The 19097-nt window shown below is 70.0% G+C and carries 17 protein-coding genes and 1 pseudogene; 7 read left to right on the top strand and 11 right to left on the bottom strand.

Annotated elements, in window-relative coordinates; translation table 11 throughout:
• Positions 1-53: 53 nt before the first annotated feature.
• A complete protein-coding gene (mctP, locus tag AB0B64_RS49070; RefSeq protein ID WP_357953066.1) occupies positions 54-1664 on the bottom strand; it encodes a monocarboxylate uptake permease MctP in 1611 nt (536 codons plus the stop codon).
• Positions 1661-1870 (bottom strand): DUF3311 domain-containing protein, encoded by a 210-nt coding sequence (locus AB0B64_RS49065; RefSeq protein WP_357953063.1) that lies wholly within the window; start codon positions 1868-1870, stop codon positions 1661-1663. Before AB0B64_RS49065 ends, mctP begins: the two co-directional genes overlap by 4 nt.
• A gap of 210 nt (positions 1871-2080) precedes the next feature.
• On the opposite strand from AB0B64_RS49065, the pseudogene AB0B64_RS49060 reads away from it, so the two are divergent.
• Positions 2081-2794 (top strand): annotated as a pseudogene (locus AB0B64_RS49060) (SDR family oxidoreductase); the annotation flags it as partial.
• 21 nt (positions 2795-2815) lie between these two features.
• Here AB0B64_RS49060 and AB0B64_RS49055 read toward each other — a convergent pair.
• The 3 genes from AB0B64_RS49055 to AB0B64_RS49045 form a co-directional block, all read right to left on the bottom strand.
• Entirely contained in the window at positions 2816-3757 is a 942-nt protein-coding gene (locus tag AB0B64_RS49055) for a WYL domain-containing protein (RefSeq protein WP_357953061.1), read from the bottom strand.
• A complete protein-coding gene (locus AB0B64_RS49050; protein ID WP_358194781.1) occupies positions 3739-5322 on the bottom strand; it encodes a CocE/NonD family hydrolase in 1584 nt (527 codons plus the stop codon). The genes AB0B64_RS49055 and AB0B64_RS49050 overlap by 19 nt, the downstream gene beginning before the upstream one ends.
• A 63-nt stretch (positions 5323-5385) precedes the next feature.
• The gene (locus AB0B64_RS49045; protein ID WP_358194776.1) at positions 5386-6834 is read right to left on the bottom strand and encodes a glycosyltransferase family 39 protein; all 1449 of its coding nucleotides are present in this window, start codon (positions 6832-6834) and stop codon (positions 5386-5388) included.
• A 293-nt stretch (positions 6835-7127) separates the two neighbouring features.
• On the opposite strand from AB0B64_RS49045, the gene AB0B64_RS49040 reads away from it, so the two are divergent.
• The 4 genes from AB0B64_RS49040 (at position 7128) to AB0B64_RS49025 (ending at position 12260) form a co-directional block, all read left to right on the top strand.
• Complete coding sequence (locus tag AB0B64_RS49040; protein ID WP_358194774.1) at positions 7128-9257, top strand: anthranilate synthase component I; 2130 nt, start codon at positions 7128-7130, stop codon at positions 9255-9257.
• 125 nt (positions 9258-9382) lie between these two features.
• A complete protein-coding gene (locus AB0B64_RS49035) occupies positions 9383-10531 on the top strand; it encodes an amidohydrolase family protein (protein WP_358194766.1) in 1149 nt (382 codons plus the stop codon).
• Positions 10532-10587: 56 nt separating this feature from the next.
• The gene (locus AB0B64_RS49030; RefSeq protein WP_358194761.1) at positions 10588-11481 is read left to right on the top strand and encodes an ATP-binding cassette domain-containing protein; all 894 of its coding nucleotides are present in this window, start codon (positions 10588-10590) and stop codon (positions 11479-11481) included.
• Complete coding sequence (locus AB0B64_RS49025; RefSeq protein WP_357953050.1) at positions 11481-12260, top strand: ABC transporter permease; 780 nt, start codon at positions 11481-11483, stop codon at positions 12258-12260. The genes AB0B64_RS49030 and AB0B64_RS49025 overlap by 1 nt, the downstream gene beginning before the upstream one ends.
• Here AB0B64_RS49025 and AB0B64_RS49020 read toward each other — a convergent pair.
• Positions 12257-12745, bottom strand: coding sequence for a MarR family transcriptional regulator (locus AB0B64_RS49020; protein WP_357953048.1), 489 nt, complete (start codon positions 12743-12745; stop codon positions 12257-12259). The genes AB0B64_RS49025 and AB0B64_RS49020 overlap by 4 nt on opposite strands.
• A gap of 13 nt (positions 12746-12758) precedes the next feature.
• A complete protein-coding gene (locus AB0B64_RS49015; protein WP_357953046.1) occupies positions 12759-13109 on the bottom strand; it encodes a DoxX family protein in 351 nt (116 codons plus the stop codon).
• A 153-nt stretch (positions 13110-13262) separates the two neighbouring features.
• Between AB0B64_RS49015 and thyX the strand changes: the two genes are divergently transcribed.
• Positions 13263-14045 carry an FAD-dependent thymidylate synthase gene (gene thyX, locus AB0B64_RS49010; protein ID WP_357953044.1) on the top strand — a complete coding sequence of 261 codons (783 nt, stop codon included), beginning with the start codon at positions 13263-13265 and terminating at the stop codon, positions 14043-14045.
• A 58-nt stretch (positions 14046-14103) separates the two neighbouring features.
• On the opposite strand, the gene AB0B64_RS49005 is transcribed toward thyX, so the two are convergent.
• Both AB0B64_RS49005 and AB0B64_RS49000 read right to left on the bottom strand, forming a co-directional pair.
• Positions 14104-14412, bottom strand: coding sequence for a hypothetical protein (locus tag AB0B64_RS49005; RefSeq protein ID WP_225292858.1), 309 nt, complete (start codon positions 14410-14412; stop codon positions 14104-14106).
• A gap of 3 nt (positions 14413-14415) precedes the next feature.
• Positions 14416-15495 (bottom strand): exo-alpha-sialidase, encoded by a 1080-nt coding sequence (locus AB0B64_RS49000; RefSeq protein WP_357953043.1) that lies wholly within the window; start codon positions 15493-15495, stop codon positions 14416-14418.
• A 141-nt stretch (positions 15496-15636) separates the two neighbouring features.
• On the opposite strand from AB0B64_RS49000, the gene AB0B64_RS48995 reads away from it, so the two are divergent.
• Positions 15637-16455: a helix-turn-helix transcriptional regulator gene (locus tag AB0B64_RS48995; protein ID WP_357953042.1), complete on the top strand. Its 819-nt coding sequence runs from the start codon at positions 15637-15639 to the stop codon at positions 16453-16455.
• A 313-nt stretch (positions 16456-16768) separates the two neighbouring features.
• Here AB0B64_RS48995 and AB0B64_RS48990 read toward each other — a convergent pair whose 3' ends face one another.
• Positions 16769-17887, bottom strand: a complete 1119-nt coding sequence (locus tag AB0B64_RS48990; RefSeq protein ID WP_357953041.1) for a globin domain-containing protein — start codon at positions 17885-17887, stop codon at positions 16769-16771.
• Positions 17888-18207: 320 nt separating this feature from the next.
• A complete protein-coding gene (locus AB0B64_RS48985; RefSeq protein WP_358194733.1) occupies positions 18208-18702 on the bottom strand; it encodes a CAP domain-containing protein in 495 nt (164 codons plus the stop codon).
• Between the last annotated feature and the right edge of the window lie 395 nt (positions 18703-19097).

Below are 19097 nucleotides of genomic sequence, written 5' to 3'. Positions count from 1 at the left end.
CTTTTCCAGGGGATTAATCCCAATGTCGGCTGGGTTACGGTTTGGCCTAAATGTCACGTCGAACCGGACAGGTTGAGATCCTTGATGCGCGGGTCTCCCTCGTCGGCCGTGTAGTGCTCGGGGGCGGTGCCGTCGGGGCCGTCCGCGACCTTGAGCGCCCGGAACAGCAGCGTGCCGAGTGCCGCCACGATCAGGTTCACGGCCAGCGCCAGGAAGCCCGCGTAGATCGTCATCTTGGTGTCGAGGCCCAGCTTGGACAGCGCGAACGCCGAGCCGCCGAAGTGCTCGTGCTTGGTGGCCGGGTTGGCGACGTTGTAGAGCATGAGGATGCCGGCGCCCATTCCGGCGACCCACCCCGCGATCAGCCCGCCCTTGTGGAACCAGCGGGTGAACAGGCCGATCGCGACCGACGGCAGCGTCTGCAGAATGATCACGCCGCCGATCAGCTGCAGGTCGATGGAGAACTGCGGGTCGATGAACAGGATGAACAGCACCGCGCCAATCTTCACCACCAGCGAGGTGACCTTGCTGACCCCGGCCTCCTGGGCGTCGGTCGGATCGCGGTTGATGTACTCGCGGTAGATGTTGCGGGTGAACAGGTTCGCCGCCGCGATCGACATGATGGCCGCCGGGACGAGCGCGCCGATGCCGACGGCCGCGAACGCGACGCCCGCGAACCAGTCGGGGAACATCTGGTCGAACAGCTGCGGCACGACGGTGTTGACGTCGGTGCCGATCGGCTTGATCTTCGCCGAGATCGCCATGTACCCGAGCAGCGCGATGAGCGCCAGCAGCAGGCTGTAGGCGGGCAGCGCCGACATGTTCCGCTTGATCACGTCGCGGTTGCGCGAGGCCAGCACGCCGGTGACGCTGTGCGGGTAGAGGAACAGCGCCAGCGCCGAGCCCAGCGCCAGCGTGACGTACTGGAGCTGGTTGTTGGCGTTGAGCAGGGTCCCGTCGCCGGGCGCCGGGGTCGCGGCGAACTTGGCCGTGGCGTCGCCGAAGATCTGGCTCCAGCCGCCCAGCCGGGCCGGGATGTAGATGATCGCGACGAGGATGACCAGGTAGATGAGGATGTCCTTGACGAAGGCGATGAGCGCGGGCGCCCGCAGCCCCGACTGGTAGGTGTAAGCCGCCAGGATCACGAACGCGATGATCAGGGGCAGGTCGGTGAGCAACCCGCTGCCGGACACGCCCATCGTCTTCAGCACGGCCTCGATGCCGACCAGCTGCAGCGCGATGTACGGCATGGTCGCCACGATCCCGGTGATGGCCACCAGCAACGCCAGCGTCGGCGAGCCGAACCGTACCCGCACGAAGTCGGCCGGCGTGACCAGGCTGTGCACGTGCGACACCGACCACAGCCGGATCATGATGAGGAACACGATCGGGTAGGTGATCACCGTGTACGGCACCGCGAAGAACCCGGCGGCGCCCGCCCCGAACAGCAGCGCGGGCACGGCCACGAAGGTGTAGGCGGTGTAGAGGTCACCGCCGATGAGGAACCAGGTGATCCACGCCCCGAAGTTGCGCCCGCCCAGCCCCCACTCGTTGAGGCTGGCCAGGTCGGTGGGCCGGCGCCACCGGGCGGCGACGAAGCCCATGCCGCTGACCACCAGGAACAGGACGGTGAAGATGATGATCTCGGTCAGATGCTCGCTCACCGCTGCCTCCGGCGCTTGGTCATCTGATAGACCAGCGTGGTCGTGCCCACGCCGAGGGCGATGAAGGCGATCTGCAGCCAGTAGAACAGCGGGAAGCCCAGCAGCCGGGGCTCGTCGGAGTTGTACAGGAACGTCAGCAGGGGGATGGCGATGGGGAGGAGCAGCAGCCAGTTCCAGGGGCTGCGGTCACTCTTGTCATCGGGCAAGGCGGTCTCCTAGGGGAGATGCGGCTCTTGCCCTCGCAGACTAGTGAGGTGATTATTTCGGTCAGGTCACTGATCGACGAGTGGTCGGCTCCCCGCGACGAACGGTCGGTCCCGTGATGAGGCCCGGTCGCTCAGACATCCCGCTCGGGCGGCGGTCCTCGGCCGGCCGGCAGCCGGTCCCGCGTAAAACATGACAAGAGATGTCCTCTTTCCGGCATCGCGGTGCGGGTGGATCACCTGGACCCGGCACAGGTGAAGGCGCTGGCCGAGCGGATCGAGCGCGAGCAGGGACGGCTTGATGTGCTGGTCAACGACGTGTGGGGCGGCGAGCCGCTGTACGAGTGGGACACGCCGGTGTGGAAGCACAATCTGGACAACGGGCTGCGCCTGCTCAGGCTGGCCATCGACACCCACCTGATCACCAGCCATTACCTGCTGCCGCTGCTGATCCGCCACCCGGGCGGGCTGGTGGTCGAGGTGACCGACGGCACCACGGGCTACAACGACACGCATTACCGGGTCTCGCCGTACTACGACCTGGGCAAGGTGTCGGTGAACCGGCTGGCCTTCAGCCAGGCGCACGACCTGGAGCCGTACGGCGGCACGGCGGTGGCGCTCACCCCGGGGTTCCTGCGCTCGGAGGCCATGCTGGAGCTGTTCGGCGTCACCGAGGAGACCTGGCGCGAGGCGGCGCCCGACCCCGCGTGGGCGGTGTCGGAGACCCCGGCCTACGTGGGCCGGGCGGTCGCCGCCCTGGCCACCGACCCGGACAAGGGCCGCTGGTCGGGCCGGTCGGTCTCCAGCGGCGAGCTGACCCAGGTGTACGGGTTCACGGACGTGGACGGCAGCAGGCCGGACGTGTGGCGCTTCATCACCGAGGTCCGGGAGGCCGGTAAGGAGGCCGACCCGGAGGACTACCGGTAGAGAGCCGCCCGCCGGTAAGGGCTACCGGTAGAGGTCCGCCAGCCGGGCCGCCGCCCCGGCGACCAGGGCGCGCAGCTCCGGTGGTTCGAGCACCTCCGCCTCCGGCCCGAAACGCAGCACCTGGCTGTAGGCCACCTGGACCGACTCCACCCCCAGCCGGACCGTCCCGTCGGGCTGGAGCGAGGCCAGCGCGTCGGGCAGGGCCGCCGGGTCGGCGATGTGGCGCAGCAGGCGCACACCCGCCTCGCTCAGCCGCAACGTGATCGTCTCGCGCAGCAGCGAGCGGGTGAACGCCGCCGACTGCCCCGTCCAGAAGGCCGCCAGGTCGAAGCCCGGGTCGCGCTCGAAGACCCGGGCCAGCACGGAGATCTCCCCGAACCGGTCCACCCGGTAGATCAGGAACCGCTCCCCGCTCCTGGCCGCCAGATACCACGCGCCGGCCTTGAGCACGAGCCCGTACGGCTCCACCGTCCGCTCCGCGCCCTTGTAGACGGCCGTCACGGCGAGGTCCCGCCAGACGGCCCTGGCCAGCGGCGCGAGCGCGGCCGGGGGCGGGGAGTCACCGGCGAACCAGCCGGGCGCGTCCAGGTGGAAGCGCTGCGCGGCCGTCGCGGGCGCGTCGCGTACGCCGGGTGACAGCGCCGCGGCGGCCTTCAGCCGGGCCGTCGCGGCCACCTCCTCCAGCCCCATCTCGCGCAGCGCCGCGGGCACCCCCGACAGGAACAGCGCCTCCGCCTCGGCCCGGTCGAGCCCGGTCAGCCGGGTACGGTAGCCGTCCAGCAGCCGGTAGCCGCCGCCGCGCCCCCGATCGGCGTAGACCGGCACCCCCGACTCCGACAGCGCGAGCACGTCGCGGTGGATGGTCCGCTCGGACACCTCCAGCTCCTCGGCCAGCTCTGCGGCCGTCATCCCGCCGCGCCCCTGCAGCAGCAGGAGCAGCGACATCAACCGCGCGGCGCGCACAGCGGCAGGATCATGGCCGAGGGATGCTCGGGGGAGTGGAACACCTCGACGTCGGCGGGCACCATCTCCCCGCCCAGCCCGAGCGACTGGCCGGTGCCCGGATTGCGGGCGATCGTCGGGTAGGCCCCGGCGGCGACGTGCACCCGGATCCGGTGGTCGCGGGCGAACCGATGCCCGACCGGCCACAGGTCCACCAGCACCCGCCGGATGTCGTCGGCCGCCGAGTCCGGACCCAGGCGCCGCACACCCTCGCACACGTTGAGCGAGCGGCCGTCCGGATGCACGTCGCAGACGCGCACGACCACGTCCACGTACGGCGTGCTCGACCTGACGAACAGCTCGGCGCCGACCGGCCCGATCAGCTCCACGTCCGACTCCAGCGCGGCGGAGCTGTAGACGAGCACATCGCGCCGCGCCTCCAGCCGCCGCTGGTCTCTCGGCCTGGAGTCGGCCAGCAGCACCGGGCCGCCGAGCACCGGCGTCGGATGGTCCGGGTGGTAACGGAAACGGTCGGGTTCGTCCTCCCGCGGGAGCTCGGTGCCGAGCCCGAAGCCGTGCTGCAGGTGCCACCGCTCCGGCCGCATCTCGGGCACCGGCCAGTCGGGGTAGTCGCGCCACTCCTCGGCCCCCGTCACGTACAGCCGCACCGGATCGGGGCGCAGCCCGGACGGGTCGTCCAGCAGGTGCGCGCGGAACCAGGCCAGCGCGTCGGCCATGGCCGGCCGCCCGTGCCGGCGGTCCACGTGGTACCAGGGCCCGATCGTCAGGTACGGCCGCCGCCCGGCCGCCCGCATCGCCTGGTAGTCCTTGAGCTGCCACGGCAGGAACACGTCGTACCAGCCGCCCAGCATGGTGACGGCCGCCTCCACCTCGCCGACCTTCGGGGAGAAGTCACGCTTGTCCCAGTACGGCACCGCCGGGTCGGCATGGTGCTCCAGGAGGTCCTGGAAGAAGGGCAGCGGCCGCCCGGCCGACACCTGGTCCAGCTCGGCCACCGGCCGCCCGGACAGGACCGCCCGGCGGGTCAGCCGGGGCGCCGTCAGCATCGCCGTACCTCCGAAGGGGCGGGACATGGCGTCGGTCAGCGTGGTCCAGCTCAGCGCGGACTCCAGCGCGAACGCCCCGCCCACGTAGGCGGCGTCCCTGAACTGCGAGGCGGTGATCTGCGTGGCCATGGCCTTCAGCTCCGGCCCGGCCTCGGCCGCGATGGCCCACTGCGCGTAGCCGAGATAGGAGGGGCCGAACATCGCGAACGACCCGCCGTACCAGGGCTGCGCGCGCATCCAGGCGACGGTGGCCAGGCCGTCGTCGTGCTCGTCGCCGAGGGGGTCCAGCGTCCCGCCTGAGCCGAAACCGCCCCGGCAGCTCTGGATCACCACCTGGAAGCCGCGCCGGGCGAAGCCCCGGCCGCACATCCAGCCGAACAGGCCGCGCCGGCCGTACGGGGAGCGGATCAGGATCACCGGCGCCCGGTCCCCTCTGACCGGCGCGTAATGGTCGGCCAGGAGGGTCACGCCGTCGGGCATCGGAATGGGAAGGTCACGCCGGACCCGCACACGTCGCATTACCTACCAGTAACAGATGCCCCCGGGGTCCGGTAGCCCGGGGGCACCCCAACGGCCGGGGCGTCAGTCGAAGTGCTGGTAGCGGGGCCAGGCCACGCTCCACGGCTGCTTGAGCCCCCGGCACAGGAAGATGCCCATGCCCTGCAGTTCGTTGTCGACGCCGACGCCGTTGTCGACGCGGTCCTTCTGCTCGCAACTGTCGTACTGGAAGTCCATGCCGCGCGGGCCGATGTTCACCATGACCGCGACGGTGGCGTTCTCGGGCGGCGGACCGTACTCGTGGAGCTGGTTCTGGCCGCTGTAGACGCGCGGGATCCCGGCGCGCACGAGCGCGCCGTGCTCGCCGTAGCTGCCGGTCATGACGATGGCCCGCGCCTGGTCCTCCGGCGGCAGCGCGCGCAGCACGTTCTGAACCTTGGCCGCGAACTGCGGCCAGCCGATGGACTCGCGCACGACCTCGTCGATCGCCGGTATCGGGGTGGCGGCCAGCTTGGCGGCCGGGATCAGCGGCAGCGCGATCACGGCCGACACCAGGCCGTTCACCACGAGGAACCCGGTGGCCAGGCGTACCTTGCCCAGACCCGCCGCCTCCACGCTCACGCAGCCCGCCGCGAACAGCAGCAGGATCAGGCCGGCCGTGTAGTCGAAGCGCCCGCCGCTGATCAGCGTCGCCACGGCCGCGGCGGGATAGGCGACGGCCAGCGCCCGCACCCGCCGGTCGCGCCACAGGCGCAGCCAGCCGAACGCGCCGATGATCGTCACGACCGGCCCGAACAGCGTGAGCTGCATGGGCACGAACAGCGCCCGCAGCTCGCCGCCCTTCTCCGAGCTCAGTGCCGCCGCCATCTTGAGCTGCGGCCAGTCGTGCGTGGCCTGATAGAGCAGGTTCGGTACGGCCAGCGCCGCCGCGATCAGCGCGCCACCCCACAGCCAGGGGCTGGCCAGGACCCGGCGCGGCCCCACGGCCACCAGCCCGACCGCGAGGCCCAGCAGCAGCATGACGATCAGGTGCTTGTTGTAGGTCGCCAGCCCGGCGATCACGCCGACGGCCGGCCACCACCGTGGCTGCTCGCGCATCAGCGCCTTGGTCATGAACAGGATGGCCGCCGCCCAGAACGGCAGGTCGAAGCTGAGCGTCAGCAGCGTGTGCCCGGCGATGAAGGTGTAGGCGCCGGTGGCCGTGCCGAGCGCGGCCAGGATCTGCGCGACGCCACGGCCGCCCAGCTCGCGGGTGATGAGCGTGACGAGCACGACGAGGATCGCCGCGGCCAGCGCGGGCAGCACCCTGATCCCGAAGAGCGTGTCGCCGAACACGGCGATCGACAGCTTGGCCGCCATCGGCGCGAACGCGGGCTGATCGACGTACCCCCAGGCGGGGTGCTCGGACAGCACACGGAAGTACATCTCATCGCGGTGATATCCGTAGCTCCCACTGAGCAGCAGCAGCACCGCGAACAACAAGATCGAGATCAACGTGACCGAGCGCCACGCTAGTAACGGGGGGCGTTCCATGATTGCAAAGTTAGCCGTTCGTCAGAACTCCCGTCAGGAGTTGCGCACCCCTATTTGCCGGGCGTTTCGCCCATCTGGGGGCGTCTCGGCGCGGGCGCGTTGCGTGATCATCGCGAGCCGGTTACGCTTGCCACATGCGAATCTCGTTGCAGCTTCAGTGGTGGCGCCGCTAGTAGGCGGCGCGTGATTCGCATTCCTCAACGGACGGCCGCCCCGGAAGGCGGCCTTTCTCGTGTCCGCCCCCGGGGCATCAGTGTCGGTGTTCGATCATCGGTTTTCGACAAGGGGCAGCAGTGGAGACGAGCGGATATACCACCGCCGGGGGCATCGGCGTCGAGCGCGAGGTACGCCAGGTGCCTGAGGAAGCGCTCGAAGAGATCGTGACGGCGCTCGGGGAGAGACGCGGCGGCGCCTTCTCCTCCGGGATGGACTACCCGGGCCGCTACAGCCGATGGGCGTTCGGCTACGTCGACCCGTGCCTGGAGCTGGTCGCCAGGGGCCGCCACATCTCCGCCAGGGCGCTCAACGCCCGCGGCAGGGTCGTGCTGCCCGCCGTGGTCTCCTGCCTGCTGGCCGCCGGCAAGCCCGTCGAGGAGCCGACCGCCGACCACGTCGAGGTCTACGTGCCCGAGTCGGGCGACCTGCTCACCGAGGAGATGCGCAGCCGCCGGCCCACCGTGTTCACCGCGATCCGCGAGGTCATCGCCGCCTTCCGGGGCGACGACCCGCACCTGGGCCTCTACGGCTCCTTCGGCTACGACCTGGCCTTCCAGTTCGAGCCGATCAGGCAGGAGCTCGTCCGCCCCGACGACCAGCGCGACCTGGTGCTGCACCTGCCCGACAGACTGGTGGTGATCGACCGCCAGCGCGAGACCAGCGTCGAATACCGCTACGAGTTCACCGTCGACGGCGCCACCACCCGCGGCCTGGAGCGCACCGGCGAGTCCGTGCCCCTCACCGAGCCCGCCGAGGTGCCCGCCGACCCCAAGAGGGGCACATACGCCAAGGTCGTGGCCGCCGCCAAGGAGAAGTTCAAGCGCGGCGACCTGTTCGAGGTCGTGCCCGGCCAGGTCTTCCACGCCCCCTGCACCGACCCGTCGGCCTTCTTCCGCGGCCTGCGGCACAGCAACCCGGCCCCCTACGAGTTCATCATCAGCCTCGGCGAGGGCGAACACCTCGTCGGCGCCTCGCCCGAGATGTACGTCCGGGTGAGCGGCGACCGCGTCGAGACCTGCCCCATCTCCGGCACCATCGCCCGCGGCAGCAACCCGATCGAGGACGCCGAGGCCATCCGCACCCTCCTGACCAGCGTCAAGGAGGAGTCGGAGCTGACCATGTGCACCGACGTCGACCGCAACGACAAGTCGCGCATCTGCGTGCCCGGCTCCGTCAAGGTCATCGGCCGCCGCCAGATCGAGCTCTACTCCCGGCTGATCCACACCGTCGACCACATCGAGGGCCGGCTGCGGCCGGAGTTCGACGCCCTCGACGCCTTCCTGACCCACATGTGGGCCGTCACGGTCACCGGCGCGCCCAAGACCTGGGCCATGCAGTTCATCGAGGACCACGAGGCCACCACCCGCAGGTGGTACGGCGGCGCCATCGGCTTCATCGGCTTCGACGGCTCCATGAACACCGGCCTGACCCTGCGCACCGCCCAGATCAAGAACGGCCTGGCGACCGTCAGGGCCGGCGCCACGCTGCTGTTCGACTCCGACCCGGAGGCCGAGGAGCGCGAGACCGAGCTCAAGGCCAGCGCCCTGCTCGGCGCCCTGGCCGCGGTCAACCAGCCGCACGCCAAGCTGGTCGTCCCGGTCCGCGAGCAGCCCGGCCAGGGCATGAAAGTGCTGCTCGTCGACCACGAGGACTCCTTCGTCAACACCCTGGCCGACTACTTCCGCCAGGAGGGCGCCGACGTCGTCACGCTGCGCCACGGCTTCCCCTCGGCCATGCTCGACGACATCGCGCCCGACCTCGTCGTCCTGTCACCGGGCCCCGGCTGGCCCTCCGACTTCGGCATGTCGGCGCTCATCGACGAGATCTACGCCCGTGACCTGCCGGTCTTCGGCGTCTGCCTCGGCCTGCAGGCGATGGTCGAGCACGCGGGCGGCTCGCTGGAGCTGCTCGACTACCCCGAGCACGGCAAGCGCGGCCAGGTCACCCGGCTGGGCGGCGGCGACGCGCTGCTCGACGGGCTGCCCGAGGAGTTCGTCGCGGCCCGCTACCACTCCCTGCACGCCAAGCGGGTCGGCGTGGTCGGCTTCACCCCGACCGCGCTGACGCCCGACGGCAACGTCATGGCGATCGAGGACACCGAGCGGCGCCGCTTCGCCGTGCAGTTCCACCCGGAGTCCATCCTCACCGCCGAGGGCGGCGCGGGCGCGCGCGTCATCGCCAACGTGCTCCGCCTCGCTCGCCGGTGAGGGCCGGGTCTGGGGCGGTTTCCCACGTGCGGACCGGAGCGCGCTTTCACACGTGAGGATCTAGCGCGTCTTTCGGGTAGGTAAAACGGCCGCGGGGGCGTGCGGAGGCCACCTAGAGTCTCCGCATGCTCCCCGTAGATCTTCCCGATACGGTGCGTGACGCCCTCCTCGCCCCGCTCGTCGACCACCACTGTCACGGGGTGCGCCGCGACGACCTGTCCAGAGCCCAGTTCGAGCTGCTGCTCAACGAGGGCGGCTGCCCCGCGCCGCCGGGCACCACCCACTTCGACACGCCGATCGGCGCGGCCATCCGCCGCTGGTGCGCGCCCGTACTCGGCCTGGAGCCGCACGCGCCGCCCGCCGTCTACCTGGCGCGCCGGGCCGACCTCGGCGCCGACGAGGTCAACCGGCGGCTGCTGCGGGCCGCCGGGGTCGGGGCGCTCCTGGTCGACACCGGCATGGAGGGCGCCGAGCTGCTGACGGCCGCCGAACTGGCCCGCCACGGCGACGCGAGCGCGAACGAGGTCGTCGGCGTCGAGCAGATCGAGCAGGACGTCGTGGAGATGGCCGAGACGGCCCTCGACTACATGGACAGCCTGGCTGAGGAGCTCACCGCCAGGGCCGCCAGAGCCGTGGGCATGGCGACGGTCATCGGCCATCGGTGCGGCCTCGACTTCGACCCGTCGAGGCCGAGCAGGGGCTCGGTCATCGCGGCGGCCAACCGCCGGTTGTCCGACCCCAAGGAGCCGCTGACCGACCCGATCCTGCTGCGCCACCTGCTGTGGACCGCGGTCGACGTGGCCAGGGACCGCGGCCTGCCGCTGCAGTTCCACGCCGGATTCGGTGATCCGTCTTACTCCGGCCTGCATCGCACCGACCCGGCGCGGATGACCACGTTCCTCAGAGCGCTGCAGCCGGCCGGCGTGCCGGTGGTGCTGCTGCACGGCTACCCGTTCCACCGCCAGGCCGCCTACCTGGCCGGCGTCTTCCCGCACGTCTACGTCGACGCCGGCCTCGCGCTGACCCACAGCGCCGCCGGGTCCACGCGGATCATGGACGAACTGCTGGAACTGGCGCCGTTCCACAAGCTGCTCTTCGGCTCCGGCTGCCACGGCGTGGCCGAGACCGGCCACCTGGGCGCCCTCTACTTCCGCCGGGCGCTGGCCGCCGCGCTGAAGTCGCGGCTCGACGCGGGGGAGTGGAGCGCCGCCGACGCGGCCAGGGTGGCCCACATGATCGGCTCCGGCAATGCCCGCCGGGTATACCGCCTCTGAACTCCTCCTTGGGTAGGAGGTGCCATCAACTCCACATTCGTGATAATTACCTCACGATGAGTGCGATCGAGATTCGAAACCTTTGCAAGGCGTTCGGACCGGTACGCGCGGTCGACGGGGTGTCGTTCACAGTGGAGCCGGGCACCATCACCGGCTACCTTGGCCCGAACGGGGCGGGCAAGACCACCACCCTGCGCAGCCTGCTCGGGCTGTGCACCGCCGATTCCGGCACGGCGCTGGTCAACGGCCAGCGCTACGTCGAGTTACCGCATCCCCTCAGTGAGGTGGGCGCGGTACTCGAAGCCACCAACTTCCATCCGGGCCGTACGGCCCTCAACCATCTCCGGGTGCTCTGCGCGGCGGCCCGGCTGCCCCGCGAGCGCGCGACGGAGGCGCTGGACCAGGTCGGCCTCGCCGACGTGGCCGGCAAGCGGGTGCAGGTCTTCTCGCTCGGCATGCGGCAGCGGCTGGCGCTGGCCACCGCGCTGATCGGCCATCCCAAGGTGCTCATCCTCGACGAGCCCGCCAACGGGCTCGATCCGGCGGGCATCCAGTGGCTGCGCGGCTTCCTGCGCTACCTGTCCCACGACCAGGGCGCCGCCGTCCTGGTCTCCAGCCATGTGCTGGCCGAGGTCGAGCAGATCGTCGACAACGTGGTGATCATCGCCAAGGGCCGTCTCGTCCGCCAGGGCAGCCTGGCCGAGCTGGTCTCCAACGGCGACGCGGCCGTCAGGGTGCGCACCACGGGGACCGCCGAGCTCGTCCCGGCCCTCGAAGGCGCCGGAGCCACGGTCGACCAGCAGGACGGGTTCCTGCGCGTACGCGGTCTCGGCGCCGAGGACATCGGCCGGATCGCGCTCGACGCGAAGGTCGTGCTGAGCGAGGTCACAACCGAACGCTCCGACCTGCAACAGGTCTTCCTGGAGCTGACGGGGGAGGGGCAGGGCTGATGACGCTGATCAGGGCGGAGCTGCTCAAGCTCCGGACCACCAGGCTCTGGTGGGTGATGCTGGGCGTCACGGTCGCCTATGTGCTCCTGCAGCTCGGTCTCACGATCGGGTTCGCCGGCCAGACCGGCCAGAACGGTCAGCAGGTCTTCCCCAGCCGGGGCACCGTGCCCTTCCAGGAGCTCCTGTGGGGGCTCGGCTCGAGCGGCGCGCTGTTCCCGATGATCCTCGGGGTCGTCATGATGACCGCCGAATACCGCTACCAGACCATCACCACCACGTTCCTCGCCACGCCCCGGCGCGAGCGGGTGGTCGTGGCCAAGCTCGGGGCGGGGGTGGTCGTCGGGCTGGCCTTCGGGCTGATCGTGCTGGCGCTGACCGCCATCGCGGTGGTCGTGTCGGTCCTGCTGTCCGGCGGTGATCTGGTCCTGTCCGCGAAGGTCCTGCGCATCGCCACGGGCGTGCTGCTCGTGCTCGTCCTCTACACGCTGTTCGGTGTCGGGCTGGGCGCGCTGATCAAGAACCAGCTCGGCGCGATCATCGTCGCGGTGGTGTGGGTGTTCATCGTCGAGGCCCTGGTCAACGCGATCCCGGTGTTGCAGCCCGTCGGTAAGTGGACGCCGGCCGGCGCGGGCAGCGCGGTGACCAACAGCGGCGTCGACCTCGGGCTCGGCACCGACTACCTGCTGCCGGCCTGGGCGGGCGCCCTGGTGCTGCTCGGGTACGCGGTGCTCTTCTCGGCGGTCGCCTCGGCCACGACGATCCGGCAGGACATCACCTAGCCGCACCCGGTGGGGTCGTGGCCTTCTCTCCCGCGGTCGTCCGCCATGCAGGCGCCGAGCTTGGCTCCGACGCTCTGCATGGCGTCGGCCAGCGCGGCGACCTGCTCGGGCGACAGGTGGTCGAACAGCACCTCGCGCAGGGCCCGCGCGTGATCGGGCGCGATCGCGGTGATGACCGCCCGCCCCTCGGGGGTGATCTCGGCGACGCTGGCCCGGCCGTCGTTCTCGTCGGGCCGCAGCCGTACGTAGCCGCGCTCGACCAGCTTGCTGACCCGGTGGCTCAGGCGGCTGATCGAGACGTTGCCCAGGGTGGCCAGGTCGCTCAGCCGCAGCGGCCCGGCGGTCAGCGTGTTGAGCAGGCCGTATTCGATGTGCACCAGCCCGTACGCGCGGAAGGTGCGCTCCACCTGCGGAATGCCGACGAGCATCACCGCGAGCAGGCCCTGCCACGCTCGCTGCTCGTCATGGCCGAGCCCTTCGACCAAGGGACCCCCAGTGTCAGAATCGGCCGACCGCGATGATGACCGCGATCGCCAGCAGTACCAGGTTAACCGCGAAGCTCTCCTTGCGCCGACGGTGCACCTGGGCAGCGACGATCATGGTGATGGCGAGGCCGACCGCCGCCAGGGGCGTGAGGATCGGGGCGATGCCGGTGGCCCAGGGCAGCACCAGGCCGAGCGCGCCGAGGACCTCCACCACGCCGATACCCCTGACCTGCGCCTGGCTGAAGTCATCCACCCATCCCATGCGCGCCTGGAACTTCTCCTTGGGCTGGGTGGCCTTCAGGAACCCTCCTACGAGGAAGGCGGCGGCGAGCAGGATCTGGAGGACCCAGAGGACGACGTTCATAAGTTGTCCCTTCAAGTATCGAGGGTGCTGACTGTAGGGCGAAAAACTTGAAGGGACAAGTGTTCAGCCCCGCCCCGCGCCGAGTCGCGCGCGGGTCCGTGACCTGGTTTGCTGGGGGCCATCACATCGCCTAACCCGAGCGGGGGCTCGCCCATGCGCACCGTCGAACCCGAGGTGTTCCTCGTCGCCCGTCCAGAACTCGACTACGACGAGCTCGCCCGTTACCTGGGCGAGGTCGGCGGCGAGAGCTGGCTGGAGCGGCTCGACCGGGGCGACCTCGACGCACAGAACCTGGCCGAGTTCGCCGGGCGCCTGTGCTACCGCTCCTTCGAGCCCGGACTCAACCCCAACGTCGTGCGCATCCGCGAGGACCAGGGCGACTACCTGCGCAACATCCTGGCCAGCGCCCACGGCTCGGTGCTCGAGCACCTCAACTTCAGCTTCGTGCTGCACAACGTCAGCCGCGTGCTCACCCACGAGCTCGTCAGGCACCGCCCCGGGGTGGCCATCTCGCAGGAGTCGCTGCGCTTCGTCCGCCTCGACGAGCTGCCGTTCTGGTTCCCTGAGTGGGCCCAGTCCGACCCCGAGCTGATGAAGCGGGCCACGGCCCTGCTGGAGCAGATGGAGCAGTTCCAGGTCTGGATGGCCGGCCACTTCGGGCTCGACGAGGAGGGCGTGCCGTTCTCGGAGAAGAAGCACCGCACCTCGTTCATGCGCCGCTTCGCCCCGGAGGGGCTGGCGACCGGCCTGGTCTGGACGGCCAACGTCCGCACGCTGCGGCACACGATCGAGGCGCGCACGGCGGTGGGGGCCGAGGAGGAGATCCGGCTGCTGTTCCAGCACATCGGCGCGCTCATGGTCAAGGAGGCGCCCGCCCTCTTCGGTGACTACGTCATCGAGGACGGGGCCTGGGTCCCCGGCTGGCGCAAGGTGTGAACTGAATCAGCGGGGTCGGCAAGCCGGCGTGATCAGTGCGCCTGACAAGCAGGCGTGATCAGGCCAGCGCGGGCATGACGTAGACCTCGGCGCCCGGCGGCAGCGCGCAGTCGAGGCTGCCGAGGCCGCGGGCGTTCTCGCCGCACACGATCATGTTGATGTGCCGGCGGATGCGCCCGTAGTCGTCGCGCAGCCGCTCCTCCAGCAGCGGATGCGTACGCCGCAGCATGTCCAGTGCGGAGCCGAGCGTCGGCGGGGTGTGCTGGTCGGCGGCGACCGCGAAGACCTTCACCTCGCTGTCGCCGCTCACCCACCGGCGCAGCGAGTTGGGCAGGACGAAGACCACCATCATCACGTTCTTGGCCATGGGCTACAGCACCGCCGCACGCACGCTGAGCACGTCGGGCAGGTGCCGGACGACCGTCGACCAGGTGCCGCCGTCGTCCCGCGAGCAGTAGACCTCGCCGTCGCGGGTGCCGAAGAACACCCCCGCCTCGGAGGCGGTCATCGCGTCACGCAGCACGCTCGCGTGCACCGGCCCCTCGGGCAGCCCGGTCTCCAATGGTTGCCAGGTGCCGCCGGCGTCCTGGCTGCGGAAGACCCGGTAGCGGTGATCGACCGGGGTGCGGTCGATGTCGGCGGTCAGCGGCAGCACGTACACCGTGTCGGGCCGGGTGGGATGCACCACGATCGGGAAACCGAAGTCGGACGGCAACGACGAGCCGATGTCGTGCCAGGAGCCGCCGAAGTCGTCGCTGCGGTAGACGCCGAAGTGGTGCTGCAGGAAGAGCCGCTCGGGCTGGGACGGGTGCATGCCCACCTTGTGCACGCACTGCCCGTATTCGGGATATTGCTGGCCCTCCGGCATGAACGGCGCGCGGATGCCCTGGTTGGCGGCCTCCCACGAGAGGCCGCCGTCGTTGGTGCGATAGAAGCCGCCCGTCGACACCGCGACGCCCATGACCTGCGGGTCGGTGGGGTGGCTGACGACCGTGTGCAGGCACAGCCCGCCGCCGCCCGGCTGCCAGTGCCGGCGGTGCGGGTGCTCCCACAGTCCTTCGGCCAGCTCGTAGGTGACGCCGCGATCCTCCGAGCGGAACAGCGCGCCCGGCTCCACCCCGGCCCAGACCACCTGGGGCTCGGCCGGAGAGGGCATGAGCTGCCACACCCTGGTCAGGGTCGCGCCCGTCTTCTCGGGGAAGGCGATGGGGGGACGCTCGGCCTCCTGCCAGGTCTCGCCGAGGTCGTCGGAGTACATCACCGAGGGGCCGAAGTGGCCGTACTCGATGCCCGCCAGGATCCGCGGCGTGGCGGCGCGCGTGTCGATCGCCACCGAGGTCACGCCGACCGTGGAGAACTGGATCGGCGCCACCTCGAACGGGCCGCCGTCCGTCGAGCGGGCGAGGAACAGGCCCTTGCGGGTGCCGATCGCGAGCACTGCGTCGCTCATAACAAGCTCCCATCGCTCCCGTGTTCGCTTCCCGGCCATCGTGCCACGCCGTGACCAGGAGCGCCGAGGACTGGGCGATTTGCCGCGCGATTACTCCCGAGGTAATCGTGCTGCTTCCCTGCTGTTCGGTAGCGTTGCCGTATGGGGTCGGTCAATGGCGCGTTCGCGGTGGGGGATGAGTCGTTCGGGGAGCTGCTGCGATCCTGGCGGCAGCGGCGGCGGGTGAGCCAGCTCGATCTGGCGATCGAGGCCGAGGTGTCGGCTCGCCACGTCAGCTTCCTGGAGACCGGGCGGGCCCGGCCGAGCCGCGAGATGGTGATGAAGCTGTCGGAGGAGCTGGAAGTGCCGCTGCGCCACCGCAACAGGCTGCTGGTCGCGGCCGGGTTCGCGCCGGTCTTCCCCGAACGCGAGGTACGCGCCCCCGAGATGCAGGCCGTCCGGCAGGCCCTCGACAAGATCCTCGCCGGGCACGAGCCCTACCCCGCCCTGGTCGTGGACGCCACCTGGAACCTGGTGGCGGCCAACTCGGCGACCGCCCTGTTCATGGAGGGGGTGCCGGCGGAGCTGCTCAAGGAACCGGTCAACGTGATGCGGCTGTCGCTGCACCCCGAGGCGATGGGCGGCCGGCTGGTCAACCTGGCGGAGGTACGCGCCCACCTGCTGCACCAGCTGCGCAGGCAGGCGGAGGCGTCGGGCTCGGGGCAGCTGGCCGAACTGCACGACGAGCTCGCCGCCTACACCTACCCCGGCGTGGATCTGAACGTGGTGCACGTGCCGGGCCCGGCCGACCTCCTGGTGCCGCTGCGGATCAGGCACGGGACGCGGATCCTGTCGATGTTCACCACGATCGCCACGTTCGGCACGCCTCTGGACGTGACGGTCGCCGAGCTCGCCATCGAGACGTTCTGGCCCAGCGACGACGAGACCGCCGCCGCGTTCCAGCGGCCCGCCGCCACCTAGCGACGCCGCCGCGTCTGGCGCTGTCACCAGGTCCGTTGCGCGACCGTCTCCGTTACTGTGCCGGTCCGTCGTGGCTAGTGTCCTTGGGATGGGATACCCCCTTCGGGGGAGCGGAAGGAGCCGGTCCGTTGTGGCTGGGGCCTCCCATGGGGATGCCACTTCGGGGCGGAGGAAGACGGTCCGTCCTGCTCGGGGCGGATACCCCCTCCGGGGAGACGAAGAAGGCGGTTCGTTGTGGCAGAGGTCCCCATGGGGGCATCTCCTTCGGGGAGGGGGCGGCACGGAGACTCGGCGAACGGTCGTGGTCGCCGCGTCAGCGCTCTCCCTGCACGATGTCGCGGTGGATGCGGGACAGCGGCACGCCGTCGATGCGCAGGCGCCGGACCGTCTCGCTGACCATGCCGGACGGCCCGCACACGTACACCTCATGCTCGGCCCACGAGTGGAAGCGTTGCGTGACCTCCGGCAGCCGGCCGCGCATCCCCTCGTAGCCGGCCTGGCCGGAGACCACCGGCAGCACCCGCAGCCAGGGGAACGTCGACTCCATCCGGATGAGGTCGGGCAGGTCGTACAGCTCGGCCGCCGTCCGCGCCCCGAACAGCAGGTGGATGTTGGGGCGGCGGCCCGAGGCGATGATGTGCTCGATGATCGCCTTGATCGGTGCCAGCCCGGTGCCGCCCGCCACGCACAGCACGTCGCGCGAGCTGCGGTCGCACAGCGTCATCGTGCCCATCGGCGGCCCCAGCATGATCGTGTCGCCGATGCGGGTGTCTCTGGCCAGCGTGGTGGACACCCAGCCGCAGGGGACCGAGCGCACGTGCAGCGTGATCGTGTTGTCCGGGCGCGGCGCGTTGGCGATCGAGAACGTGCGCCAGACGCGCGGCCACCGCGAGACCTGCACATTGACGTACTGGCCCGCCGTGTACGGCAGGCGCTGCGTCGGCCGCAGCGTCAGGACGGCGATGTCCGGGGCGCGGAGCTCGTGGTCGATGACCTCGGCCAGCCACCACGCGGGCGAGACCCCGGAGTCGGACTCGGCCGACTCGATCATGAGGTTGGCGGCGGCGGTGTAGGCGGCCGCCCAGGCGGCCTCGATCTCCTCGTTCCAGATGTCGGCGGCGAACCGCTTGATGGTCGCGAGCAGGGCGTTGCCGACCGCGGTGTAGTGCTCCGCGATCACGCCGTACTTGCGGTGGTCCCGCCCGAGCTGGCCGAGGAAGGACGCCAGGCTGGCCGGGCTGTCCAGGCTCCACACGATGCGGGTCAGAGCGCCGAAGAGCCGGTCGCGCTGCAGGTCCATCGCCGGGGGGAACATGCCCCGCAGGTGCGGACTCTCGGCGAACAACCGGCCGTAGAAGTAGGCGGCGGCCTTGTCGGCCACCGGCTCCACGACGGAGAAACTCTCCTTTACCAGGCGCGGATTCAACGACATGAAATTAACCCCACCCTTTGACCGGAATATTCTTCCGGTCGTGTCGTTAACACCTCCCTGACGGCTCCGGGTAATGAGCGTGCGGCGGGCCCCGGCACGACTGCTCGCTCGAATTCGAGTCTTACACCACCTCCTGAGCGTCACAACCGTTTCGCCCCGATACAGTGCGGAGCAAAACTGTCCGTGACGATAACGTGATTTTCCGCGTTCAAGGTGGGGGAGATTTTGGTCATCAAAGTGAAAGTGTGTTTTATTCGCATATGTGACTGAGGTGATCGGGGTGAGGGGAGCCGTCGGCGGCACGGCTCCCGGGCCGGAAGTCAGGCGGGACGTACGTTCTCCGCGAAGTGGCCGGGCTTATTGCCGGGCGCCTCGAAAACGAAGACGATGTAGGTCTCGAAGAAATCCGGGCCCCGTCCGGCCACACGTCCGGCGCCCATCCGCCGGCTCTCCCTCCATACCAGTTGGGTGAAGTGTCCGCAGTCGGCGACTTTTTCCGGGTCGGTGAAGTCGTAGCCTTTGATTTCCTCGTACCATTCGGCAACCGCTTTCCCCGCGTTGAGCGGCCGTTGTTTCGAGCCGGCGCCCCAGAAAAGGTTCTCCCCGGTGCCTTCCCGTAACCCGTCGTGCCCGGCCTCGGTGTCCGGGTATTCCGATCGCGACGCGGCGCGGGACCTGGCGTACTCGACCAGTTCCTGGTCCAGGACCAGCGGCGGGGCGTGGTGCTCGGCGCGGAGGGCATTGGCCTCGGCCAGCGCCTCGGCGAGGAAGGCGGCGCTCGTGGCGTCCGGCAGGGGGGCGCGGTAGCGGGCCACGCTCAGCACCTCGTTTGCGAGGGGCCGTACGCGAATACGTCATTGTTCGCAGGCACGATGAGTTTCCTTCCTGTGGTCCGTCGGTGTCCTCTGGATTGTGGGTGACGGGTTTTGCCCGGACAAGGGTCATAGGGGGTCCATATCTTATGGCGATGACATTTCGGGCGGCCCTTATCGGCCTTTTCCTGGCCGGATATGAAGACGCGATTCATTGACAGGATCGGCCGGGAATTGTCAGGCGCGCCATCGCCTCGAAGTCGGACATATCCTGACAAAGCGGGATAAAATGCACCTTTGGTATATATCTGACAGGCGGCGGGGAATGGATTGACTCATTCAGTAGAGTCGGAATAATCGGATCTTGGCGGAAGCGTCGCCACTGGGAGTGACGCAGA

Source organism: Nonomuraea sp. NPDC049129, assembly GCF_040648495.1.
Taxonomy (GTDB): Bacteria; Actinomycetota; Actinomycetes; order Streptosporangiales; family Streptosporangiaceae; genus Nonomuraea.
The sequence above is the reverse complement of the archived record's forward strand: the minus strand, read 5'-3'. Positions and strand labels throughout refer to the sequence as shown.

Bases quoted from the DNA above. Each gene is read 5' to 3' on its own strand.
- AB0B64_RS48990 (WP_357953041.1), bottom strand. From the start codon at position 17,887: ATGTCGTTGAATCCGCGCCTGGTAAAGGAGAGTTTCTCCGTCGTGGAG.
- AB0B64_RS49015 (WP_357953046.1), bottom strand. From the start codon at position 13,109: ATGAACGTCGTCCTCTGGGTCCTCCAGATCCTGCTCGCCGCCGCCTTC.
- AB0B64_RS49000 (WP_357953043.1), bottom strand. From the start codon at position 15,495: ATGAGCGACGCAGTGCTCGCGATCGGCACCCGCAAGGGCCTGTTCCTC.
- AB0B64_RS49030 (WP_358194761.1), top strand. From the start codon at position 10,588: ATGAGTGCGATCGAGATTCGAAACCTTTGCAAGGCGTTCGGACCGGTA.
- AB0B64_RS49005 (WP_225292858.1), bottom strand. From the start codon at position 14,412: ATGGCCAAGAACGTGATGATGGTGGTCTTCGTCCTGCCCAACTCGCTG.
- AB0B64_RS49025 (WP_357953050.1), top strand. From the start codon at position 11,481: ATGACGCTGATCAGGGCGGAGCTGCTCAAGCTCCGGACCACCAGGCTC.
- AB0B64_RS49045 (WP_358194776.1), bottom strand. From the start codon at position 6,834: ATGGAACGCCCCCCGTTACTAGCGTGGCGCTCGGTCACGTTGATCTCG.
- AB0B64_RS49050 (WP_358194781.1), bottom strand. From the start codon at position 5,322: ATGCGACGTGTGCGGGTCCGGCGTGACCTTCCCATTCCGATGCCCGAC.
- thyX (WP_357953044.1), top strand. From the start codon at position 13,263: ATGCGCACCGTCGAACCCGAGGTGTTCCTCGTCGCCCGTCCAGAACTC.
- AB0B64_RS48995 (WP_357953042.1), top strand. From the start codon at position 15,637: ATGGGGTCGGTCAATGGCGCGTTCGCGGTGGGGGATGAGTCGTTCGGG.
- AB0B64_RS49035 (WP_358194766.1), top strand. From the start codon at position 9,383: ATGCTCCCCGTAGATCTTCCCGATACGGTGCGTGACGCCCTCCTCGCC.